This window comes from Pseudomonas sp. GZD-222, assembly GCF_049310525.1.
Taxonomy (GTDB): Bacteria; Pseudomonadota; Gammaproteobacteria; order Pseudomonadales; family Pseudomonadaceae; genus Aquipseudomonas.
On sequence record NZ_JBMOWO010000135.1, the window covers coordinates 17,225 to 38,168 of the forward strand.

Annotated in this window: 16 protein-coding genes; 5 read left to right on the forward strand and 11 right to left on the reverse strand. The window is 60.4% G+C overall.

The features are described from left to right. Positions 1–47: 47 nt before the first annotated feature. The 5 genes from rbfA (at position 48) to ACO6VD_RS25550 (ending at position 4,758) form a co-directional block, all read left to right on the forward strand. Positions 48–449 carry a 30S ribosome-binding factor RbfA gene (gene rbfA, locus ACO6VD_RS25530; protein ID WP_400170282.1) on the forward strand — a complete coding sequence of 134 codons (402 nt, stop codon included), beginning with the start codon at positions 48–50 and terminating at the stop codon, positions 447–449. A gap of 3 nt (positions 450–452) precedes the next feature. After that, the gene (gene truB, locus ACO6VD_RS25535; RefSeq protein WP_400170281.1) at positions 453–1,370 is read left to right on the forward strand and encodes a tRNA pseudouridine(55) synthase TruB; all 918 of its coding nucleotides are present in this window, start codon (positions 453–455) and stop codon (positions 1,368–1,370) included. Between the two features lie 153 nt (positions 1,371–1,523). Continuing rightward, positions 1,524–1,793 carry a 30S ribosomal protein S15 gene (gene rpsO / locus ACO6VD_RS25540; RefSeq protein ID WP_010222985.1) on the forward strand — a complete coding sequence of 90 codons (270 nt, stop codon included), beginning with the start codon at positions 1,524–1,526 and terminating at the stop codon, positions 1,791–1,793. Between the two features lie 250 nt (positions 1,794–2,043). Beyond that, positions 2,044–4,149 (forward strand): polyribonucleotide nucleotidyltransferase, encoded by a 2,106-nt coding sequence (gene pnp, locus ACO6VD_RS25545; protein WP_400170280.1) that lies wholly within the window; start codon positions 2,044–2,046, stop codon positions 4,147–4,149. A 258-nt stretch (positions 4,150–4,407) separates the two neighbouring features. Beyond that, positions 4,408–4,758 carry a BON domain-containing protein gene (locus tag ACO6VD_RS25550; protein WP_400170279.1) on the forward strand — a complete coding sequence of 117 codons (351 nt, stop codon included), beginning with the start codon at positions 4,408–4,410 and terminating at the stop codon, positions 4,756–4,758. A 114-nt stretch (positions 4,759–4,872) separates the two neighbouring features. Here ACO6VD_RS25550 and ACO6VD_RS25555 read toward each other — a convergent pair whose 3' ends face one another. From ACO6VD_RS25555 to ACO6VD_RS25605, 11 genes are all read right to left on the reverse strand, one after another. Continuing rightward, entirely contained in the window at positions 4,873–7,815 is a 2,943-nt protein-coding gene (locus ACO6VD_RS25555) for a DUF748 domain-containing protein (RefSeq protein ID WP_422422679.1), read from the reverse strand. A gap of 91 nt (positions 7,816–7,906) precedes the next feature. Beyond that, positions 7,907–8,923 carry a class I SAM-dependent rRNA methyltransferase gene (locus tag ACO6VD_RS25560; protein WP_422422680.1) on the reverse strand — a complete coding sequence of 339 codons (1,017 nt, stop codon included), beginning with the start codon at positions 8,921–8,923 and terminating at the stop codon, positions 7,907–7,909. A 79-nt stretch (positions 8,924–9,002) separates the two neighbouring features. Further along, a complete protein-coding gene (locus ACO6VD_RS25565; RefSeq protein WP_422422681.1) occupies positions 9,003–10,181 on the reverse strand; it encodes an acetyl-CoA C-acetyltransferase in 1,179 nt (392 codons plus the stop codon). Between the two features lie 125 nt (positions 10,182–10,306). Beyond that, the gene (locus ACO6VD_RS25570; protein WP_422422682.1) at positions 10,307–11,176 is read right to left on the reverse strand and encodes an oxygenase MpaB family protein; all 870 of its coding nucleotides are present in this window, start codon (positions 11,174–11,176) and stop codon (positions 10,307–10,309) included. A gap of 39 nt (positions 11,177–11,215) precedes the next feature. Then, positions 11,216–13,150 (reverse strand): acetate--CoA ligase, encoded by a 1,935-nt coding sequence (gene acs, locus ACO6VD_RS25575; protein WP_422422683.1) that lies wholly within the window; start codon positions 13,148–13,150, stop codon positions 11,216–11,218. Positions 13,151–13,237: 87 nt separating this feature from the next. Next, positions 13,238–14,902 (reverse strand): glucose-6-phosphate isomerase, encoded by a 1,665-nt coding sequence (gene pgi / locus ACO6VD_RS25580; RefSeq protein WP_422422684.1) that lies wholly within the window; start codon positions 14,900–14,902, stop codon positions 13,238–13,240. A gap of 124 nt (positions 14,903–15,026) precedes the next feature. Then, the gene (gene panC, locus ACO6VD_RS25585; RefSeq protein WP_422422685.1) at positions 15,027–15,884 is read right to left on the reverse strand and encodes a pantoate--beta-alanine ligase; all 858 of its coding nucleotides are present in this window, start codon (positions 15,882–15,884) and stop codon (positions 15,027–15,029) included. After that, positions 15,881–16,681 carry a 3-methyl-2-oxobutanoate hydroxymethyltransferase gene (panB, locus tag ACO6VD_RS25590; protein WP_422422686.1) on the reverse strand — a complete coding sequence of 267 codons (801 nt, stop codon included), beginning with the start codon at positions 16,679–16,681 and terminating at the stop codon, positions 15,881–15,883. Before panB ends, panC begins: the two co-directional genes overlap by 4 nt. Positions 16,682–16,933: 252 nt before the next feature. After that, complete coding sequence (gene folK / locus ACO6VD_RS25595; RefSeq protein WP_422422687.1) at positions 16,934–17,410, reverse strand: 2-amino-4-hydroxy-6-hydroxymethyldihydropteridine diphosphokinase; 477 nt, start codon at positions 17,408–17,410, stop codon at positions 16,934–16,936. 2 nt (positions 17,411–17,412) lie between these two features. Continuing rightward, complete coding sequence (locus ACO6VD_RS25600) at positions 17,413–18,801, reverse strand: polynucleotide adenylyltransferase PcnB (RefSeq protein WP_400170269.1); 1,389 nt, start codon at positions 18,799–18,801, stop codon at positions 17,413–17,415. Between the two features lie 701 nt (positions 18,802–19,502). Next, positions 19,503–20,942, reverse strand: a complete 1,440-nt coding sequence (locus ACO6VD_RS25605) for a sigma-54-dependent transcriptional regulator (protein ID WP_422422688.1) — start codon at positions 20,940–20,942, stop codon at positions 19,503–19,505. Between the last annotated feature and the right edge of the window lie 2 nt (positions 20,943–20,944).

Consider the following 20,944-nt stretch of genomic DNA (forward strand, 5'->3'; position numbering starts at 1 on the left):
GCTCAAGCCTGGTCGGGCGTTTGCCGCTTTAGTTACAGGTAGCAAAAATGGCAAAAGAATATAGCCGTACCCAACGCATTGGCGATCAGATTCAGCGCGAGCTGGCCCAGTTGATCCGTCGTGAAGTCAAAGACCCGCGCGTCGGCGTGGTCACTATTACCGCTGTGGATGTTAGCCGCGATGTTGGCCATGCCAAGGTGTTCATCACCTCCATGGGCCAGGAAGGCGCAGACGACATCAAGCAGACCCTCAAGGTGCTCAACGGCGCGGCCAGTTTCCTGCGCGTGCACCTGGGCAAGGAAATGCAGCTGCGCAGTGTGCCGCAATTGCATTTCCACTATGACGAAAGCATCAGTCGCGGTGCCCACCTGTCGGCCCTGATCGAACGCGCAGTCGCCGAAGACAAGCTGCACCAGGCTTCCGACACGCCCCTGGACACCAAGGAGTAAGCGGTGGCCCAGGTCAAGCGTATCCGTCGTAACGTCAGTGGCATCATCCTGCTCGACAAGCCGTTGGGGTTTACCTCCAATGCGGCCTTGCAAAAGGTTCGCTGGCTGCTCAATGCCGAGAAGGCCGGCCACACCGGCAGCCTCGACCCGCTGGCCAGTGGCGTGCTGCCGCTGTGCTTCGGTGAGGCCACCAAGTTCTCCCAGTACCTGCTCGACTCCGACAAGGGTTACGAGACGGTCATGCAATTGGGGCAGACCACCACCACCGGCGATGCCGAGGGCGAAGTGGTCAAGTCTCGCGACGTGACCGTTGGTCGCGCCGATGTTGAAGCTGTTCTGCCACAATTTCGTGGTGAAATCAGTCAGATACCGCCGATGTACTCGGCCCTCAAACGCGACGGCCAGCCGCTGTACAAGCTCGCGCGTGCCGGGGAAGTAGTGGAGCGCGAGGCGCGTTCTGTTACTATTAACCGCTTGGAATTGCTCGAGTGCGAAGGCACCCGTGTTCGACTGTCGGTCGGCTGCAGCAAAGGTACCTACATCCGTACGCTGGTCGAAGATATCGGCGAGCAGCTCGGTTGTGGCGCTTATGTCGCCGAACTGCGTCGCACCCACGCAGGGCCCTTTGAGCTGGCCCAGACCGTGACCCTCGAAGAACTCGAAGCGGTCCACGCCGAAGGTGGCAACGAAGCGGTTGACCGTTTCCTGATGCCGTCGGACAGCGGTTTGCAAGACTGGCCGCTGCTGCAGTTTTCCGAGCACAGCGCGTTCTACTGGTTGCATGGTCAGCCGGTAAGAGCCCCCGAGGCGCCGAAATTCGGCATGGTTCGGGTGCAAGATCACAACGGTCGCTTCATTGGTATCGGTGAAGTGAGCGAAGACGGGCGCATTGCGCCACGTCGCTTGATTCGGTCGGAATGATCGAAACCTTCGGTATCAGGCTCTGGCCTGGCACTGGTGGTAAAGAGGATGGCTGTTAATAGGCATGGTCATGCCTCACTTTATGAATACAGGGATTTGTCCCTGGCCTATTGGAAACCGTTTGTTCGGTTTCCCTTGATTTGGAGAAGCCAGATGGCACTCAGCGTTGAAGAAAAAGCAAAGATCGTTGGCGAATACCAGCAAGCCGCCGGTGACACCGGTAGCCCAGAAGTGCAAGTTGCACTGCTGACCGCCAACATCAACAAGCTGCAAGGCCACTTCAAGGCCAACGGCAAAGACCACCACTCCCGTCGTGGTCTGATCCGCATGGTTAACCAGCGTCGTAAGCTGCTGGACTACCTGAAGGGCAAAGACACCACTCGTTACAGCGCCCTGATCGGTCGCCTGGGTCTGCGTCGCTAATAGCGGCCTGGCCAGTGGTGTGCACGGCGTGCTGCATTCATCGCTTCCAGTGCCTGGCATTGGCAGCGATGAGCACGCCGCGCGTATCTATGAGGTTGGCTGTCTGTCTCGCCTGAGCGGTTTTCCGCAACGGCAGGGCAGGCTTCCAACCTCTAGTTTTATCTGGACTGCCAACAGGGCCGATTCCCTGTTCTGCCCAAGAATTCGCAAGAACCAGTTCCCCCAGAGCCACTGAAGAAGGTAGGAAACCGTGAACCCGGTAATCAAGAAATTCCAGTTCGGTCAATCGACCGTTACCCTCGAGACGGGCCGTATTGCTCGTCAAGCGTCCGGCGCCGTATTGGTCACCGTCGACAACGATGTCACCGTACTGGTGACCGTGGTCGGTGCCAAACAGGCCGATCCAGGCAAAGGCTTCTTCCCCCTGTCCGTTCACTATCAGGAAAAGACCTACGCCGCCGGCAAAATCCCTGGTGGTTTCTTCAAGCGTGAAGGCCGTCCTTCCGAGAAAGAAACCCTGACCTCGCGTCTGATCGACCGTCCGATCCGTCCGCTGTTCCCAGAAGGCTTCATGAACGAAGTGCAGGTTGTCTGCACCGTCGTTTCCACCAGCAAGAAGACCGATCCGGACATCGCTGCGATGATCGGTACCTCGGCTGCCCTGGCTATCTCCGGCATTCCGTTCGAAGGCCCGATCGGTGCCGCGCGCGTTGCTTTCCACGAAAGCACCGGCTACCTGCTGAACCCGACTTACGAGCAACTGGCTGCCTCTAGCCTGGACATGGTCGTTGCCGGTACTTCCGACGCCGTACTGATGGTTGAATCGGAAGCCAAAGAGCTGACCGAAGACCAGATGCTGGGCGCCGTACTGTTCGCCCACGACGAATTCCAGGCTGTTATCCAGGCTGTCAAAGAGCTGGCCGCCGAAGCTGCCAAGCCTACCTGGGACTGGACTGCCAAGGCTGAGAACACTTCCCTGCTGAGCGCCATTCGCGCTGAACTGGGCGAAGCGGTTTCCCAGGCTTACACCATCACCGTCAAGGCCGACCGTTATGCTCGCCTGGGCGAACTGCGCGATCAGGCGATTGCCAAGTTCTCCGGTGAAGAAGGCCAGCCATCGGCTGGCGAAGTCAAAGAGATCTTCGGTGAAATCGAATACCGCACCGTTCGCGAAAACATCGTTAACGGCAAGCCACGTATCGACGGCCGCGACACCAAGACTGTTCGTCCGCTGAACATCGAAGTCGGCGTTCTGCCGAAGACTCACGGTTCGGCGCTGTTCACCCGTGGCGAAACCCAGGCCCTGGTCGTTGCGACCCTGGGTACTGCCCGTGACGCCCAGCTGCTGGACACCCTCGAAGGCGAGAAGAAAGACCCCTTCATGCTGCACTACAACTTCCCTCCGTTCTCGGTGGGCGAGTGTGGTCGCATGGGCGGCGCTGGTCGTCGTGAAATCGGTCACGGCCGTCTGGCCCGTCGTTCGGTTCAGGCCATGCTGCCTGCCGCTGACGTGTTCCCGTACACCATCCGTGTCGTATCGGAAATCACCGAGTCCAACGGTTCCAGCTCCATGGCTTCGGTCTGTGGCGCTTCCCTGGCCCTGATGGACGCCGGTGTACCGATGAAGGCACCAGTGGCCGGTATCGCCATGGGTCTGGTTAAAGAAGGCGAGAAGTTCGCCATCCTGACCGACATCCTCGGTGACGAAGACCACCTGGGCGACATGGACTTCAAAGTAGCGGGTACCGCCAAAGGTGTTACCGCGCTGCAGATGGACATCAAGATCAACGGCATCACCGAAGAGATCATGGAAATCGCCCTGGGCCAGGCCCTGGAAGCGCGCCTGAACATCCTCGGTCAGATGAACCAGATCATTGGTCAATCGCGTAGCGAGCTGTCGGAAAATGCTCCGACCATGATCGCCATGAAGATCGACACCGACAAGATCCGTGACGTTATCGGCAAAGGCGGCGCGACCATTCGTGCCATCTGTGAAGAAACCAAGGCTTCGATCGATATCGAAGACGACGGCTCGATCAAGATCTTCGGTGAAACCAAAGAAGCCGCTGAAGCTGCTCGTCAGCGCGTTCTGAGCATCACCGCTGAAGCTGAAATCGGCAAGATCTATGTCGGTAAAGTCGAGCGCATCGTTGACTTCGGTGCCTTCGTCAACATCCTGCCGGGCAAGGACGGTCTGGTTCACATCTCCATGCTGAGCGATGCTCGCGTTGAGAAAGTGACCGACATCCTGAAAGAAGGTCAGGAAGTTGAAGTACTGGTACTGGACGTGGACAACCGCGGTCGTATCAAGCTGTCGATCAAGGACGTTGCCGCTGCCAAGGCATCCGGCGTCTAAGAACGTAGCGTAAAGAAAAGGACCCTCCGGGGTCCTTTTTTTATGCCTGCAGTAATTGTCTTGCGGACTTGCATCTTGCATGCAGGATTTTGCCAGGCCTTGCAAATTGCACGACTGCGGCTTTTGCGTGATCTCGTAATGTATTGATTTATAAGGGAATAATTAATGGCGAAAACTGGCACAGGCCCTGCAACGGTAGTCATACCCCTGCTGCCAGGACTTACGGCGCAGACTTTTCGAAAAACAGGAGTGTCTCGTATGAAGAAGTTCGCTATTGCTGCCGCTACTGCCACCGCCCTGACTCTGACCCTGGCTAACGCGGCATTCGCCCAACAGCCTGCCCAGGCTCCGCTGACCCTTGCTGCCGGTGAAATGACTCAGGCAACAGAAGCGACCAAAGACACCTGGATCACCACCAAGGTCAAATCCGACCTGATGACCGAAAAAGGTATTCCAGGCACCGACATCAAGGTAGAAACCAATAAAGGCGTGGTTTCCCTGTCTTCCGATACTGCTCTGACCAAGTCGCAGAAAGACACGGCAGTTATGATCACCAAGAAGATCGATGGCGTTAAGGCGGTTTCGGCTGATGGCCTGAAAACCGACTGACCAGAAGAGTTTGTCCCGAATCGCTGACCTTTACAGGTTCATGCGAAAGACCAAAAGGACTTGGTCACTCAAAGCCCCGGCACTGGTTGCCGGGGCTTCTTTGTTGTGGGAAGGCTATTCGGCATCCAGATGCAGCGGTGTGATTACCCGCCCATCTGCTTCCGCCTGGCCGAGGCTGGCATCGATGAAATACACCCGATCATCTTCCAGCTTGGCCTTGTCGACCAGGTAGTCCTTGATGCTGCTGGCCCGAGCCTGACCCAGCTGGCGTAGCAGCAGCGCACTTTCACCCCAGGACTTGAGCACCGCGTCACGTAACTGCGTGGTGCGCTGTTCGCGGTCCAGCTGTTCCCACTCGGCGGGCGGCTGCTTCTTCATACGGGTGCGATAGATGCCTTCAAGCATTGCCGGCTTATCGCCATCCGGGACTTTCAGGTCGGACGCCTGAGCCGGCACCTTGTCACCGCGACGCTGGAGAATCTTGTAATAGGTGCTCTGGTATTCACGCTCCAGGCGCTGCTGGGCAATCAGCGGCCCGTCGCTGCTCTGGGCGCTGGTGCCTTCGATCTCCAGACGCAGGGCAGGGCGTTCCTTGAGCGCGGCTGCCAGCTTGTCGAGTGCGCTCTGGGCATCGGCTGCCAGATCACTGGAGCCAGCGGCAAAGGCAACGCTGCCAAGGTCCTGGGCATCGCCACCGCTGATCAGGCCGCCGATGAACTTGAACGGTGCCTGGGCAGCGCGCAGTACCAGGTTGCGCAGGGTCTGCCAGACGATGGGCATGACGCTGAACTGGGGATCGTTGAGGTCACCGGTAACCGGCAGTTCGATGGAGATCTTGCCCTCGGTATCCTTGAGCAAGGCCACTGCAAGGCGGATCGGCAGGTCCACCGCATCCGGACTGTCGACTTTCTCGCCCAGTTGCAGTTGCTCGACCACCACCTTGTTCTCGGCCTTGAGCCTGCCCTGAGTGATGATGTAGTGCAGATCGATGTTCAGTCGGCCCTTGCGGATGCGGAACCCGGCAAATTTGCCCGAGTAAGGCGTCAGGGTGGTCAGCTCGACGCGTTTGAAGCTGGTGGCGATATCCAGACTTGCCATCGGGTCGAAGGGGTTCAGCGCGCCTTTGATGGTCACTGGCGCATAGCGATCGACCTTGCCCTTGATGTCAACTTTGGCCGGTTTCGGCTGGCGGTTATCGATGGTGCCAATCTGGCCGTTGAGCTGCTGGATGGCGGTGGCGAAGTTGGGGGTCAGGCTGAAGTCGGCGAAGTTCGCCGAGCCATCGTTGATGTCGATTGCGCCGATGCGGATGCCCAGTGGCTTGTCGCTGCTGGCCGGTGCCTTCGCTTTCGCCTGGGCACTGGATTGCGCGGTGGCGGGCTGCGGGATCAGCAAGTCATCAACGTTGGTGGTACGGTCTTCGTTGATCATGAAGCGCGCGTAGGGTTGCTTCAGGCTGACTTTGCCGATGCTCAGGGCATCACCGTGGCGGTAAGACAAACCATCAAGGGTGAGCTGCTGCCATTTGACGAAGTCGCGGTCCTTGATGGTGTCCAGGGTATGCAGTTGGTTGACCTGGGCCTTGCCGTCGATGCTGAAGGCCAACGGTTCCACGTTGCTGAGATTGACGTTGAGGTCACTGCCGAGCATGCCACTGCGCAGCTCCAGGCGAATGAACGGGCTGATATAGACCTGGGCGATGCGCAGGTCGATATCCTGGGTGCTGACTTTGAGCTTCGCGGTTATGGGCGCCAGATTGACTTCACCGGCGGCTTGCAGCTTGCCTGATTTACCCACACCGGTATCGAGCTTGAGGTTGAAAGGTGACTGGTTGAGGCTATCGAAGTTCTGCAGGTCGAGATTCAGCGGGCCGACATCCAGCGCTACCGGCTCCTTCTGCGAGCGGTCGGCCAGATGCACCTGGTAGTTACGTAATTGCACGTCCTTGAGCAGGACCTGCCAGGGTTTTCCTGGCTCGGCCGCCGCTGCTTGTGCCTGTTTGTCAGGCTCGGCTGCCGCAGGTTCGGCTTTTTCTTTCGGCGTTGCCTTGGCCGGCTGGCTGGCAAACAGCTTTTGCCAGTCGAGTTGGCCATCAGCCTCCAGGGCTGCCCAGGTTTCCAGTTTTTCGCTGCGGATCTTGCCCACGGTGACCAGTTGTTTGGCCAGGTCGATCGAGGTTTCGCTGACATCCAACCGTGCCAGGCGCGCCAATGGCCGGCCATCCGGCGCCTTGATGGCGAACGGTGCGATGCTGACCGAGGTGTTGTCGAGCAGCAGTTCGGTTTCCTTCGACAGGTTCAGCTTGTAGTGAGTGTCGAGGCTGATGACACCTTCTTCCAGGACCAGCGGTACGGCATCGCGGACATAGGGCCAGAAGGCTTTCATCTTGCCTTCGGTTACTTTCAGGGTGCCTTCGGAGGCGATCGGCACAAGGCTCAGGGTGCCACTCCAGTCGATCCGGCCACCGTGCGGGCCGACCGCCACCAGGGTCATGTCGGAGCTGTCTTCGGGCAGGGTGCTGAGGTTCTTCAACTCCAGGTTCATCGAGTCGTAGAGGAATTCGATAGGTTCGCTGGGCCGCAGGTCCTCGAAGTGCAGGTAGCCTTCAGCGAGCTTGATGCTATCGATGCGCAGCGGGAACGGGTCGCTTGGCGGCGCTTCGGGTTGTGGCTCACTGGGCGGAAGCTTGAACAGTTGCGCCAGGTTCAGGCTGCCATCCTTGGCGAACAGCAATTCGGTCCGCGATTTGACCAGCTCGACGCCGGCCAGGTGCAGGGCGCCGGTCCACAGGCTGTCCAGCTGCAGGTTGGCGTACAGGCGTTCGAAGCCAACCTGCTCCTTGCCCGGCTCGCCAATCTGCAGGCCCCACAGCGTCAGCTCAAGGCTGAACGGGTTGAGCTCGATGCGCTGCAGGTGGGCAGGCACCGTGGCGTAATTGGCCAACTGCTGGTTGGCGATGCGCAACGCCACTCCTGGGAGAATCAGAAAGCCAAGCAGGCTGTACAGGGCCAAAGCGGCCAACATGGCGCCGATGGCGCGTTTCAATCCTTTGGGCATGTGCGGCGTCGTCTGTCTGGAACGGGAGTGCTTGGAGTATGGCACGTAAAAACGGTTCCGAAGATAGCTCGGAATTTACCGATTTTTTGCTTCAGAGCTGAAGAATCAAGGTCTTGAGCGGTGGTTGGCCGTCCTGCGACGGAAAGTCGCTGGCGGGTGCGAGTACCTGCCAGTCGCGTACCGGTCGCCCGGCTTTCTCGGCGCAACGCAGCACTTGTTCGCGCCAGTCGTCGAGGCTGACCTTGGCCAGGTTGTTACAGCAGATCAGCACACCGTCTTCGGCGGTACTGAGCAGGGCCGGTTTCAGCAGACTCTGGTAGTCACGCAGCAGATCGACGGTGCCGAAGGCGCTCTTGGCCCAGGCCGGCGGGTCGAGAAACACCAGGTCGAACTGGCGCTGCTCCAGGCGCGGGTAAGGCGGCAGTTTGTGACCGCGTCGCTGGCTGATGGGCAGGCCGGCGAACTGGCGGATTGCCGGGAAGTAGTCGGATTGGATGAAACTCATCGGCGCCAGCTGCGGGTTGAGCGCAGCGTTTTCCTTGCCCACTGCCAGGTTGCCTTCGGCAAAGTCCAGGTTGCACACCTCACTGGCGCCACCCGCTGCCGCGCTAAGGCCGACACCACAGGTGTAGGCAAACAGGTTCAGAACACGCTTGCCGGCACTGTGTTGCTTGACCCAGCTCCGAGCATTGCGCAGGTCGAGGAATAGCAGCGGGTCCTGACCTGCGTGGCGGCCACGCACACGGTAGTTCAGGCCCCACTCATGGCCGACAAGATCGCCCAGGGCCGTCTCACTGGCCTGGTACACCGGGTCACGTCGGTCGATGCGGCTGTTGCCCTGGGAGCGATCGTTGTAGACCAGCAACAGTTCAAGGCCGAGGTGCGCCTCAACCATGCCGTGCAATTCAAGCAAGGCATCGGTTTCAAGCGTCTGGTGGAAGCTCTGCACCAGCAGTTGCGGGCCGTAACGGTCAACGGTCAGGCCGCTGGCGCCCTCCTGGCTGCCATGGAACAGGCGATAGCAGTCGGTGCCCTGGGCATGCAGTTCGGCGATAAGGCCCTGGCGGGCGTCGAGGGCGGCGCGCAGCGCCTGATTCAAGAGGGACATGCACGTGGCCTTGGTTTGCGGACGTGCAGTCTATCAGCTCAAGCCAGTGGAGGGGCCGTTGCGGCCCCTCCTGGCGCTATCAGCGTTCGATAGCCAGTGCTACACCCTGACCACCGCCGATGCACAGTGTGGCCAGGCCTTTACTGACGTCGCGCTTGATCATTTCATGCAGCAAGGTTACCAGCACCCGGCAACCCGAAGCGCCGATCGGATGCCCCAGGGCAATGGCGCCGCCGTTGACGTTGACCTTGCTGGCATCCCAGCCCAGTTCTTTGCCCACCGACAGGGCCTGGGCGGCGAAGGCTTCGTTGGCTTCGATCAGGTCCAGGTCGGCCAGGTCCCAGCCGGCTTTTTCCAGGCAGCGACGGGTAGCACTGACCGGGCCGATGCCCATGATCGCAGGGTCCACACCGGCATTGGCGTAGGCTTTGATTCGCGCCAGGATCGGCAGCCCCAGCTGTTGGGCCTTGGCCGCGCTCATCAGCATCACGGCAGCGGCGCCGTCGTTGAGCGACGAGGCGTTACCGGCAGTGACGGTGCCATCTTTCTTGAAGGCCGGCTTGAGCTTGCCCAGGGATTCGGCAGTAGTGCCGGCACGCGGTTGTTCGTCAGTGGCGAAGGCAATCGGATCGCCCTTGCGCTGAGGAATCAGAATCGGGGTGATTTCATCAACGAAGCGTCGTGCTTCGATGGCGGCGGTGGCTTTTTGCTGGGAGGCGGCAGCGAAGGCATCCTGATCTTCACGGCTGATGCCGTACTTTTCCACCAGATTCTCGGCGGTGATACCCATGTGGTAGTCATTGAAGGCATCCCACAGACCGTCGCTGATCATGCTGTCGATCAGGGTGCTGTGGCCCATGCGCAAACCGGTGCGGGCGCCGGGCATCACATAGTTGGCCAGGCTCATGTTTTCCTGGCCGCCGGCGATGATCACTTCAGCGTCGCCGCAGCGGATTGCCTGGGTTGCCAGGTGCAGGGCCTTGAGGCCGGAGCCGCAGACTTTGTTCAGGGTCATGGCCGGCACGGCGTGGGGCAGGCCCGCCTTGATTGCGGCCTGGCGTGCAGGGTTCTGTCCGGCACCGGCGGTCAGCACCTGGCCGAGAATGACTTCATCGACCAGTTCGGCATCAATGCCAGTCAGGGTCAGCAACTGGCGAATCACCGCCGCACCGAGGTCGACGGCGGGAATAGCGGCCAGCGCTCCCTGGTAGCTACCGACAGCGGTACGGGTGGCAGCAACGATAACGACATCTTGCATGGCGCGGGTCCTCACTCTTATTCGATTTGGCGTCAGAACAGCACAGGCCCCTGCGGGGCCTTGATCGGCCGCCATGGTGGCATAGATGTTCAGGGTACCGCCAATGGCGAACCGCTCGGTCGCCTTCAGTGGATACCCATGCGCCGCCTTGCGCGGTGCGCCGAGCCATCGCGCATGGCCCAGCGCAGGACCGGCGCGGTGGTGTTTATGCCCAGGCGAAGCAAGCGCCGCTGCAAGGGATTCTGCTGCAGTTCGAGCATGTCGCTGGCCCATGCCGGCAGCAGCTCGATACCCGCCCGCAGCATCAGGCTACCCACCGGTTTCGCCAGGCGGCTGGGCGCAGGGGCATCGAGCAGCACTTGCACCACCTCATGGCTGCGTTCATCAGCGTACAGCTGTGGGCGCATGGCCTGCAGGTAGTCGGCTACCTGCTGAGACGAGCGTGGCACATCACGGGCCCCCAGACGTTCAGCGATCAGAGCGATCTCGGCGTAGTAGGCGTCCTGTTCGGCGAGGGACAGGTCGGGGTTGCGGTAACGCAGGTGGGCGGCAAGAAAACTGCTGACCTCAGCCACATGTACCCAGGTCAGCAGGTCGGGATCGCTGGCGGCATAAGGGCGCCCGTCAGCGCTGGTGCCGACTACCTGCAAGTGAATGGTACGGACCTTTTCGAGCAGCCAGTTGGCATCACCGGTGGCGCCGAAGGTGGTGCCGGAGATGAATTGACTGGTGCGGCGCAGGCGCCCGAGCAGGTCCTGGCGAAAGTTGGAGTGATCCCAGACCCCGGCCAGGGCTAGCGGGTGCAGCAGTTGCAGGAGCAAGGCGCTGATACCGCCGATCAGCATGCTCGGGAAGTCGCCGTGCACACGCCAGCTGATGCTGTCCGGGCCGAACAGGCCAGGGTCGCCCTTGGGGTTTTCCAGATCAAGCTGCCCCAGGGACAAGCCGGTCAGGCTCATCACCTGGGTTTCGATGCGGCGGCGAATCGCTTCCATGGTTACCTTGTTTGCGAGGCAGCCAGGAAGGGCTGCCTTTTATGTGTTCAATCGTTTGTCGATCAGGCCCTGGACCACACTGGGGTCGGCCAGGGTCGAGGTGTCACCGAGGTTGTCCAGCTCGTTACAGGCGATCTTGCGCAGAATGCGCCGCATGATCTTGCCTGAGCGGGTTTTCGGCAGGGCCGGGGCCCACTGGATCAGTTCCGGCTTGGCAAAGCTGCCGATCTCTTTGCTGACCAGAGCCAATAGCGCCTGCTTGAGCGTGTCGTCCGGGCTCACCCCGTTCATCGGTGTGACAAAGGCATAGATGCCTTGCCCTTTGAGATCGTGAGGGTACCCGACTACGGCGGCCTCGGCGATGCTGTCGTGCAATACCAGCGCGCTTTCAACTTCGGCAGTGCCGATACGGTGTCCGGAGACATTGATCACGTCATCGATACGCCCGGTTATCCACAGGTCGCCGTCTTCGTCGCGGCGAGCGCCGTCGCCGGTGAAGTAGTAGCCGGGCAGGGGCTTGAAGTAAGTGTCGATCATCCGTTGCGGGTCGCCATACACGCTGCGGATCTGCCCGGGCCAGCTGGCCTTGATCGCCAGCATGCCGCTGCCGGGGCCTTCGATGAGCTTGCCCTTGTCATCGAGGAGTACGGGTTGCACACCGAACATCGGCTGGGTGGCACAGCCAGGCTTTATCCGTCGGCTGCTTACCAGGGGGCTGATCATGATGCCGCCGGTTTCGGTCTGCCACCAGGTATCAACGATGGGGCAGCGTTGCTCGCCCACCGCATTGAAATACCATTCCCAAGCCTCCGGGTTGATCGGTTCGCCGACGCTGCCAAGCAGGCGCAGGCTCTTGCGCGAGGTGTTCTGCAGCGGACCTTCACCTTCACGCATCAAGGCGCGCAGGGCGGTGGGGGCGGTATAGAAAATGTTCACCTTGTGCTTGTCGACCACCTGCCAGAAACGCGAGGTGTCGGGGTAGTTGGGCACGCCTTCGAACATCAAGGTGATAGCACCATTGGCCAGCGGGCCATAGACGATGTAGCTGTGGCCGGTGACCCAGCCGACATCGGCGGTGCACCAGAACACTTCGCCTTCGCGGTAATCGAACACGGTCTTGAAGGTCAACGTAGCCTGCAACAGGTAGCCGGCGGTGGTGTGCAGCACGCCTTTGGGTTTGCCGGTGCTGCCGGAGGTGTAGAGGATGAACAGCGGATCTTCAGCGTCCATTGGCTCGGGCGGACAGTCATCGCTGACCTGATTGATCGCTTCGTGGTACCAGAGATCGCGGCTTTCACTCCAGTCGATCTTGCCCCCCGTGCGCTTGATCACCACCACGGTGCTGACTGCAGGGCAACTGAGCAGGGCTTTGTCGACGTTGTTCTTCAGCGGCACGGTCTTGGCGCCGCGAATGCCTTCATCGGCAGTGATTACGGTCCGGCAATCGGCGTCGAGAATACGGTCACGCAGAGCATCGGGTGAGAAACCGCCGAACACCACCGAATGAATCGCGCCGATTCGGCTGCAGGCAAGCATGGCGAAGGCGGCCTCCGGGACCATGGGCATGTAGATGCACACGCGGTCACCTTTTTTTACCCCGCGTTGCTTGAGGACATTGGCCAGGCGGCAAACTTGCTGGTGCAGTTCGCGGTAGGTAATGACGCTGGAGTCGGTGGGGTTATCGCCTTCGCGGATGATCGCCGGCTGCTCGCCTCGCGTGGCCAGGTGGCGGTCGATGCAGTTGTAGCTGACGTTGAGTTGCGCGCCTTTGAACCAGGCGGCCTGGCCGGTTTTCATGTCGCTTTGCTGAATGCTGCTCCAGGACTTGATCCAGTCCAGCGCTTTGGCCTGTTCGGCCCAGAAGGTATCGGGGGCTTCAATCGACTGACGGTACAGGCGCTGGTATTCGGCTTGGCTCAGTTGCGCCGCTTTGCTGATGGCATCGGCATGGGGATAGGCGCTGATATCGAACATGGCGGGGTCCTGTCCTGACTGTTTTTGTCAGGACAGTGTAGCCGCTACCCCCGGCTGCGTTCGTTCAGCCTGGGGTAGCGCAGGCGATCAACCGCGGTGACGGCTGCGGAAGAAGTTGATCAGGCCCTGGGTCGATGGATCTTCGGCCGCGTCTTCGATGCCGCCGGTCAGACGCTGATAAACGCCTTTGCCAAGCTCTTTGCCCAGCTCCACACCCCACTGGTCGAAGGCATTGATGCCCCAGATCACGCTCTGTACGAACACCTTGTGTTCGTACATCGCCACCAGCGCGCCAAGGCGCCGCGGGCTGATTCGCTCGACCACAAGCGTGTTGCTCGGACGGTTGCCCGGGATCACCTTGTGCGGGGCGAGTTTCTGGATCTCGGCGTCGCTCAGGCCCTTCTGTCGCAACTCTGCTTCGGCCTCTGCGCGGGTTTTACCGAGCATCAATGCCTGGCTCTGCGACAAGCAGTTGGCGTACAGCCACTGGTGATGGTCGGCAACCGGGTTGAAGCTGACCACCGGAACGATGAAGTCCGCCGGAATCAGTTGGGTGCCCTGATGCAGCAACTGGTGGTAAGCATGCTGACCGTTGCAACCGACGCCACCCCAGATCACTGGGCCGGTGTCGTGATTTACCGGCGTGCCGTCCTGGCGGACGCTCTTGCCATTGGATTCCATGTCCAGCTGCTGCAAGTGCTTGGTGATGTTGCGCAGGTAATGATCATACGGCAGGATCGCGTGGCTTTGCGCGCCCCAGAAATTGCCGTACCAGACACCGAGCAGGGCCAGCAGCACCGGCATGTTCTGTTCGAACGGTGCGTTCTGGAAATGCTGGTCCATGGTGTAGGCACCGGACAGCAATTCCTTGAAGTTCGCAGTGCCGATGGCCAGCGCGATCGGCAAGCCGATGGCTGACCATAGCGAGTAACGCCCGCCGACCCAGTCCCACATCGGGAAGATGTTCTCTTCGCGAATACCGAACGCTACGGCAGCGGCCTTGTTGCTCGAAACGGCAATGAAATGCTTGTACAGCTCGGCTTCCGAGCCACCTTGGGCCAGGTACCAGCCACGAGCGGCCTGGGCGTTCTTCAGAGTCTCGAGGGTGTTGAAGGATTTCGACGAGACAATGAACAGCGTGGTTTCGGCACGCAGTTTGGCCGACAGCTCATGGAACTCGCTGCCGTCGATATTGGCCAGGTAATGGCAGCGCACGCCCCGCTGGGCGTAGGGCAGCAGTGCCTCGGAGACCAGCTCGGGGCCGAGGAACGAGCCGCCGATACCGATGTTCACCACGTCGGTGATCGGCTTTTCGCTGTAGCCGCGCCACAGGCCGTCATGGATGCGGCCAACCAGTTCAGTGACCTGGTTGAGCACCTTGTGCACGTCCGGCATGACGTTGACGCCGTTGACGCTCAACTTGTCGCCTACCGGGCGGCGCAGTGCGGTGTGCAGGGCTGGACGGCCTTCGGAGGCATTGAGAATCTCGCCGGCGAACAAAGCCTTGATCGCCTCTTGCAGGCCGACTTCATTGGCCAGGTTGATCAGCAGGTTGCGGGTCTGGCCATTGATCAGGTTTTTCGAGTAATCAAGGAACAGGCCACAGGTGCTCAGGGAAAACTGTTCAAAGCGTTGTGGCTCGGCGGCGAATGCGTCGCGCATGCTGAAGTCCTGCATGGCTTCGCGGTGCTGCTGGAGCGCCTGCCAGGCGGGCAGGGCAGTAACATCATGAGGGGTGCGGTAATACGCCATCGCTGCAGGTTTCCTTATTGCGTGAACTGCCTTGGACACTGAAAACAGCGCGCTGTTAGCAGGCTGATGCCAATTATAGGCATGCAGCCTGGGTTACAGGGAGTGGGCTCCGCTGGCGACCTGATTACTTGTCGTCGAGATTCAGGTGCAGGTTGTCGATCAGGCGGGTAGCGCCGAGGAAGGCAGCGACCAGAATTACCAGATCACGGTCGTCGGCCGTCGCCGGACGCAGGTTCAAGGCCTGGCGAATTTCCAGGTAGTCCGGGCGAAAACCGGCCTGTTCCAGCTGTTGCTGGGCATTGGCGATCAGCGTTGGGTAGTCACGCTCGCCGTGCTCGATGGCGCTGGCCATCTGGCTCAGCAAGCGATACAGCGCTGGCGCGATGGCCCGTTGTTCTTCGCTCAGGTAGCCGTTGCGCGACGACAGTGCCAGGCCGTCCTCGGCGCGTACGGTCGGCTCGCCAATGATCTGGATCGGCATGTTCAGGTCGCGCACCAGGGCGCGGATCACGGCCAGTTGCTGAAAGTCTTTCTGGCCGAACACGGCCAGGTCCGGCTGGACCATGTTGAACAGCTTGCTGACTACCGTCGCCACCCCTTCGAAATGGCCTGGACGGCTGGCGCCGCAAAGGCCTTCGGACAGCTGGGCAACGTTGACGCGGGTCTGGCCGTCCATACCGTCGGGGTACATCTCTTCGACAGTCGGGGCGAACAACAGATGGCAGCCGGCCTGGAGCAGTTTCTCCTGGTCGGCGGCGAGGGTCCGCGGGTACTTGTCGAGGTCTTCGCTGGGACCGAACTGCAGCGGGTTGACGAAGATGCTCGCAACGACGAAATCGACGCGCTGAGCAGCCTTGGTCACCAGTGCGGCGTGGCCGCTGTGCAGGTTGCCCATGGTCGGCACGAAGCCGATGCGTTTGCCTTCGCTGCGCGCCCGCGCTACGGCAGCGCGCAGTTCGCGGACGGTCTTGACTGTATTCATGCACTGAACCCGTGTTCGCTGCCTGGGAAGCTGACGTCCTTGACCGCTGTTACGTAGGCCTTGAGGGCGCCCTGGATGTCGCTCTGGCCGACCATGAAGTTTTTCACGAACTTCGGTACGCGTCCGGTCAACGACAAGCCGAGCATGTCGTGCAGTACCAGGACCTGGCCATCGGGGGCACTGCCGGCACCGATACCGATTACGGGAATGCTCACTGCCTGGGTGATTTCAGCGGCAAGCTCGCTGGGCACGCATTCGAGCAACAGCATGGCGGCGCCTGCCTGCTCCAGGGCGATAGCATCGGCACGCATTTGCCGCGCCTGGTTTTCCTGACGACCCTGGACCTTGTAGCCGCCGAGAATGTTCACGGTCTGCGGGGTCAGGCCCATATGCGCGCAAACCGGAACGCCGCGTTCGGCCAGGAGACGGATGGTGTCTGCGAGCCAGGCGGCGCCTTCGACTTTGACCATGTGCGCACCCGCTTGCATCAGGGCGCCGCTGTTGGCGAAAGCCTGCTCGATAGTGGCACAGGCCATGAACGGCAGGTCAGCGAGAATCAGCGCGCCTTCGTTACCACGTTTGACGCAGGCGGTGTGGTAGGCCATCTCGGCATTGGTCACCGGCAAGGTACTGTCATGACCCTGCAGGACCATGCCCAGGGAGTCGCCCACCAGCAGGATTTCCACGCCGGCACGGCTGGCAGCCTGGGCGAAGGTGGCGTCGTAGCAGGTCAGCATGGCTATTTTCTCACCCTTGGCCTTGAGGCTCTGCAGGGTGGTCAGGGTTACATCTGGCATGAAAAGGAATCCTCATTCAGGCGCTGTGAAAAACGACTGCGTACAACGCGTGTATTCATCTTCTGGAACAGCACATCATCGATCGTGGTGTTTTAGTTACGACCTGTTCCAGGCCTATATACGCCTTTTTACGGCGCACAGGCGCCGTCGGACGCCTATAGTCGTGAGGGAGGGGGCTGAAGTCAATTACCCTGTTACCGCATTGTTACGATTGCGCGGTTACAAGCGTTACCGAATGGGGGAACGCCCGGTTTACAGGCGTTCCAGACCGACGAACGGGCAATCTGCCAGTAACTGGGCAAGGCTGCGTTGGTCGGCCAGCAGGAAGCTGTCCGGGACCAGTTCGGCCAATGGGTAAAGGACGAACGGTCGCGCATGCATGTGGTAGTGCGGGACCTTGAGGCGCGGGATGTCGATCAGCCGATCGCCATACAACAGGATATCCAGGTCCAGCGTACGCGGGCCCCAGCGCACCTTGCGTTCACGGCCCTGGGCGGCCTCGATGGCCTGCAGGCTGTCGAGCAGGTCAAGGGGCGCCAGTTCAGTGTCCACAGCGGCTACGGCATTGGTATAGCGCGGCTGGCCAGGGGACAGCGATTCGCTGCTGTAGAACGCAGAAACCGCCGTCAATGCTGTTCCGGGCAGCTCGCGCAGCGCATTGATGGCGCTGTGCAGCTGCTCTTGCGGTTCATCCAGGTTACTGCCCAGGCCGATGTACACGCGTTCCATGTTTATTCGCCTGCGCCGCCATCAGCACGCTTGCGCTTGCTCGGGCTGCGCTTGCGTTTGCGCGGGCCGGCACCGGTGCCTTCGTCGCGGCTGCCCAGGTCACGGATCATGTCGCGGCGCTCGCTGTCATTGCAGTCTTGATAGTCGGTCCACCACTGGCCCAGGCCGTCGGTCTCCTCGCCAGCGCTTTCACGCAGCAGCAGGAAGTCATAACCGGCACGGAAACGCGGGTTGTCGAGCAACAGGTCGGCGCGCTTGCCACTACGACGTGGCAGGCGTTCCTGCATGTCCCAGATTTCGCGGATCGGCAGGGTGAAGCGTTTCGGGATCGCAATGCGCTGGCACTGTTCGCTGATCAGCTCATGGGCAGCTTCATTCATCGCCGGAATCGGCGGCATGCCACGGCTTTGCAGGCGCAGTGCGCGACCCGGCAACGCTGGCCAGAGCAGCGCGGCAAACAGGAACGCAGGTGTTACCGGCTTGCCCTGCTTGATGCGCAGGTCGGTGTTGATCAGCGCCTGGCTGATCAGGGTATGGGTGTAGGTCGGATGTTCTTCCAGGGCTTCGGCACTGGCCGGGAACAGCGGATCGAACAGCTCCAGGTCGACGAGCATTTCGAAGGTGTCGGCGGCATGCCCGGAGAGGAACAGCTTGAGTGTTTCCTCGAACAGGCGGGCAGACGGGATCTCGCGCAGCATCGGCGCCAGCTGGCGAATCGGCTGCACCGTGTGCTTCTCGATGCCGAAGTTCAGCTTGGCGGCGAAACGCACGGCACGCAGCATCCGCACCGGGTCTTCCTGGTAACGCTGGGTCGGGTCACCGATCAGGCGGATCAAACGATTGCGGATGTCGTGTACGCCATTGGCGTAGTCGAGGATGCGCTCGCTGACCGGATCGTAGTAAAGGGCGTTGATGGTGAAATCGCGACGCTGCGCGTCTTCTTCCAGGGTGCCGTAGACATTGTCGCGCAGGATCCGCCCACTCTCGTTACGTGACGAGGTGTGAGTATCTTCAGCTTCGCTTTCCGGATGGTTGGCGCGGAAGGTGGCGACTTCGATGATTTCACGACCGAAATGGATGTGAACCAGCTTGAAGCGGCGACCGATGATGCGCGCATTGCGAAATTCGGCACGAACTTGTTCGGGGGTGGCGCTGGTGGCGACGTCAAAGTCCTTGGGAGTGATGCCCAGGAGTTGGTCACGCACGCAGCCGCCGACCAGGTAGGCCTGGTAGCCAGCATTTTGCAGGCGCTCAACGATGCTCACCGCATGACGACTGAATTGGCCACGTTGCAGCGAGTGTTGACCGCTATTGATCACTTCAGGCGTGGTGCGCTTGTGGTGCGGACCACGTACGGGAGGACGGAACGACTGGAACAGCTTCTTCAGCATGGGATGCACTGTTTGAAGGAATGTTCGGCCAAAAACGAAGAATGGCCGCATGATGGGCGGGGATTCTAGCATTTACTGGGGGGATGGTGTAGGCGCTAGCGAAGCGGGGTGATGCAGGAGGGAGAAACTACAAGGGGAGCCGAAGCTCCCCAAGAAGTAGTTGCGTGCTCTTATTGTTTTTTTGCCGGGCTTCTTGTTTTTGTTGAGTGCCCTATCCACAAAACGCAAAGCTTGTGGACGATCTCCCTAACCGGGATTCAAGAGCAAACGGATTGCTTTGGTCGCTGAGGTTGCAATGATCATGCGATCCAACCAGTTCAGGCCCTGCTTGAGTGCAGTTTTTATTATTCTCTGCCTGGTTGTGGGGCAAGCCCCAAATACAACTCCTCTCCAAAAGAATCAGTTAGCTGCGCCTCCGCCGTCTTGTTCTTATTGTGCGTGAGCCGATACGTCTTATTTTTATTGTCTTTTGCAGTGCTTGTTATTGTTCTTGTACCAAACATATAGCAGGTGCCGTGCCAACTTTCGCAAACCCCAGTAAAACAAGGGCTTGGAGCGATTCTGAGGGCTTCGAGGGGCGAAAAAAAACCGGGGCTTCGTTACCGTAAGCCCCGGTTTTTGTTACGAGATTGTGGCGAGGTAACAGTTTTTTCACATTTGCCCGTGTTACCGCGTTGTACCTCGGTGACAGCTGAAAGGGATCAGCTGTCGCTGGTGGCGCCGCTCTTGCGCCGCGGGATGCCCAGGCGTTGGCGACGCTCCCACAGGCACTTGCGGCTGACCCCGAGTTTGCGTGCCAGTTCGGTCTCGGTCATGTGGTCCTGATGCTCGAGCACGAAGTGCTGGAAGTAGTCTTCCAGGGACAGGTCTTCAGTCGGCTCATGGCTGGTGTTACTGGCCGTGCTGCCATTGCCCGCCAGGCTGGCGAACGGCTCGTCGTCGTCCAGGTCGCTCAGTTCGATATCGATGCCCAGCAGGTCGGCGGAAATCTCCGGGCTCTCGCAGAGAATCACTGCGCGCTCAACGGCGTTTTCCAGCTCGCGGACGTTACCCGGCCAGGAATAGTGACGGATGGCTTGTTCGGCATCGTGGCCAAAACGCAGGTCGTTACGACCCACGCGTGCACTTTGGCGGGCGAGAAAGGCATTGGCGATTTCGTTGACGTCGGCGCCGCGCTCGCGCAGGGCAGGCAGCTTGAGGGCGATAACGTGCAGGCGGTAATAAAGGTCTTCACGGAACTGGCCGACCTTGGCCAGGTTCTTCAAGTCACGGTGGGTGGCGGCGATCAGGCGTACGTCGACTTTCTGCGACTGCACCGAACCGACTCGTCGGATCTCGCCTTCCTGCAGAACGCGCAGCAGCCGAGCCTGTGCTTCCAGTGGCAGTTCACCGATCTCGTCGAGGAACAGGGTGCCGCCGTCGGCGGCTTCGACCAGGCCGGCACGACCGGCGCTGGCACCGGTGAACGCACCTTTCTCGTGACCGAACAGTTCCGACTCGATCAGGGTTTCCGGAATGGCTGCGCAGTTCACCGAGATCATCGGTGCCTTGGCGCGGCGCGAGAGGTTGTGCAGGGCGCGGGCAACCAGCTCCTTGCCGGTGCCGGATTCACCCTGAATCAGTACATTCGAGTCCGTCGGCGCGACTTTGCGGATCTTGCCGTACAGGTCCTGCATCGGCGGGCAGGAACCGATGATGCCGATTTCACCGTTGGCGGCATTGCTGCTGCCTTTGTCAGCAGTACCCGTCTTGCCGTTACCGCGTGCTTCGGCGGGGGCCGCTGGCGCGTTCTGGCGGTCGCGCAGGATGCGCGCCACGGCCTGGAGCATTTCGTCATGATCGAAAGGCTTGGCGATGTAGTCCACTGCGCCCATCTTCATTGAGTCGACGGCAGAGCGCAGGCTGGCGTAGCTGGTCATGATCAGCACCGGCGTACCCTGGCCGAGCTTGATCAGTTCGGTACCCGGAGCGCCTGGCAGGCGCAGGTCACTGACTATCAAGTCGAAGGTGGCAATGCTGAAGCGCTCCTGTGCTTCCTGCACCGATCCGGCTTCGCTGACCTGATACTGGTTCCGTTCCAGTAGTCGACGCAGTGCCGAGCGGATGATGGTTTCGTCTTCGACGATCAGAATGTGCGGCATTG

Bases quoted from the DNA above. Each gene is read 5' to 3' on its own strand.
- ACO6VD_RS25550 (WP_400170279.1), top strand. From the start codon at position 4,408: ATGAAGAAGTTCGCTATTGCTGCCGCTACTGCCACCGCCCTGACTCTG.
- rpsO (WP_010222985.1), top strand. From the start codon at position 1,524: ATGGCACTCAGCGTTGAAGAAAAAGCAAAGATCGTTGGCGAATACCAG.
- panB (WP_422422686.1), bottom strand. From the start codon at position 16,681: ATGCCAGATGTAACCCTGACCACCCTGCAGAGCCTCAAGGCCAAGGGT.
- ACO6VD_RS25555 (WP_422422679.1), bottom strand. From the start codon at position 7,815: ATGCCCAAAGGATTGAAACGCGCCATCGGCGCCATGTTGGCCGCTTTG.
- ACO6VD_RS25600 (WP_400170269.1), bottom strand. From the start codon at position 18,801: ATGCTGAAGAAGCTGTTCCAGTCGTTCCGTCCTCCCGTACGTGGTCCG.
- pgi (WP_422422684.1), bottom strand. From the start codon at position 14,902: ATGGCGTATTACCGCACCCCTCATGATGTTACTGCCCTGCCCGCCTGG.
- ACO6VD_RS25605 (WP_422422688.1), bottom strand. From the start codon at position 20,942: ATGCCGCACATTCTGATCGTCGAAGACGAAACCATCATCCGCTCGGCA.
- rbfA (WP_400170282.1), top strand. From the start codon at position 48: ATGGCAAAAGAATATAGCCGTACCCAACGCATTGGCGATCAGATTCAG.
- ACO6VD_RS25565 (WP_422422681.1), bottom strand. From the start codon at position 10,181: ATGCAAGATGTCGTTATCGTTGCTGCCACCCGTACCGCTGTCGGTAGC.
- panC (WP_422422685.1), bottom strand. From the start codon at position 15,884: ATGAATACAGTCAAGACCGTCCGCGAACTGCGCGCTGCCGTAGCGCGG.
- ACO6VD_RS25560 (WP_422422680.1), bottom strand. From the start codon at position 8,923: ATGTCCCTCTTGAATCAGGCGCTGCGCGCCGCCCTCGACGCCCGCCAG.
- folK (WP_422422687.1), bottom strand. From the start codon at position 17,410: ATGGAACGCGTGTACATCGGCCTGGGCAGTAACCTGGATGAACCGCAA.
- ACO6VD_RS25570 (WP_422422682.1), bottom strand. From the start codon at position 11,176: ATGGAAGCGATTCGCCGCCGCATCGAAACCCAGGTGATGAGCCTGACC.
- acs (WP_422422683.1), bottom strand. From the start codon at position 13,150: ATGTTCGATATCAGCGCCTATCCCCATGCCGATGCCATCAGCAAAGCG.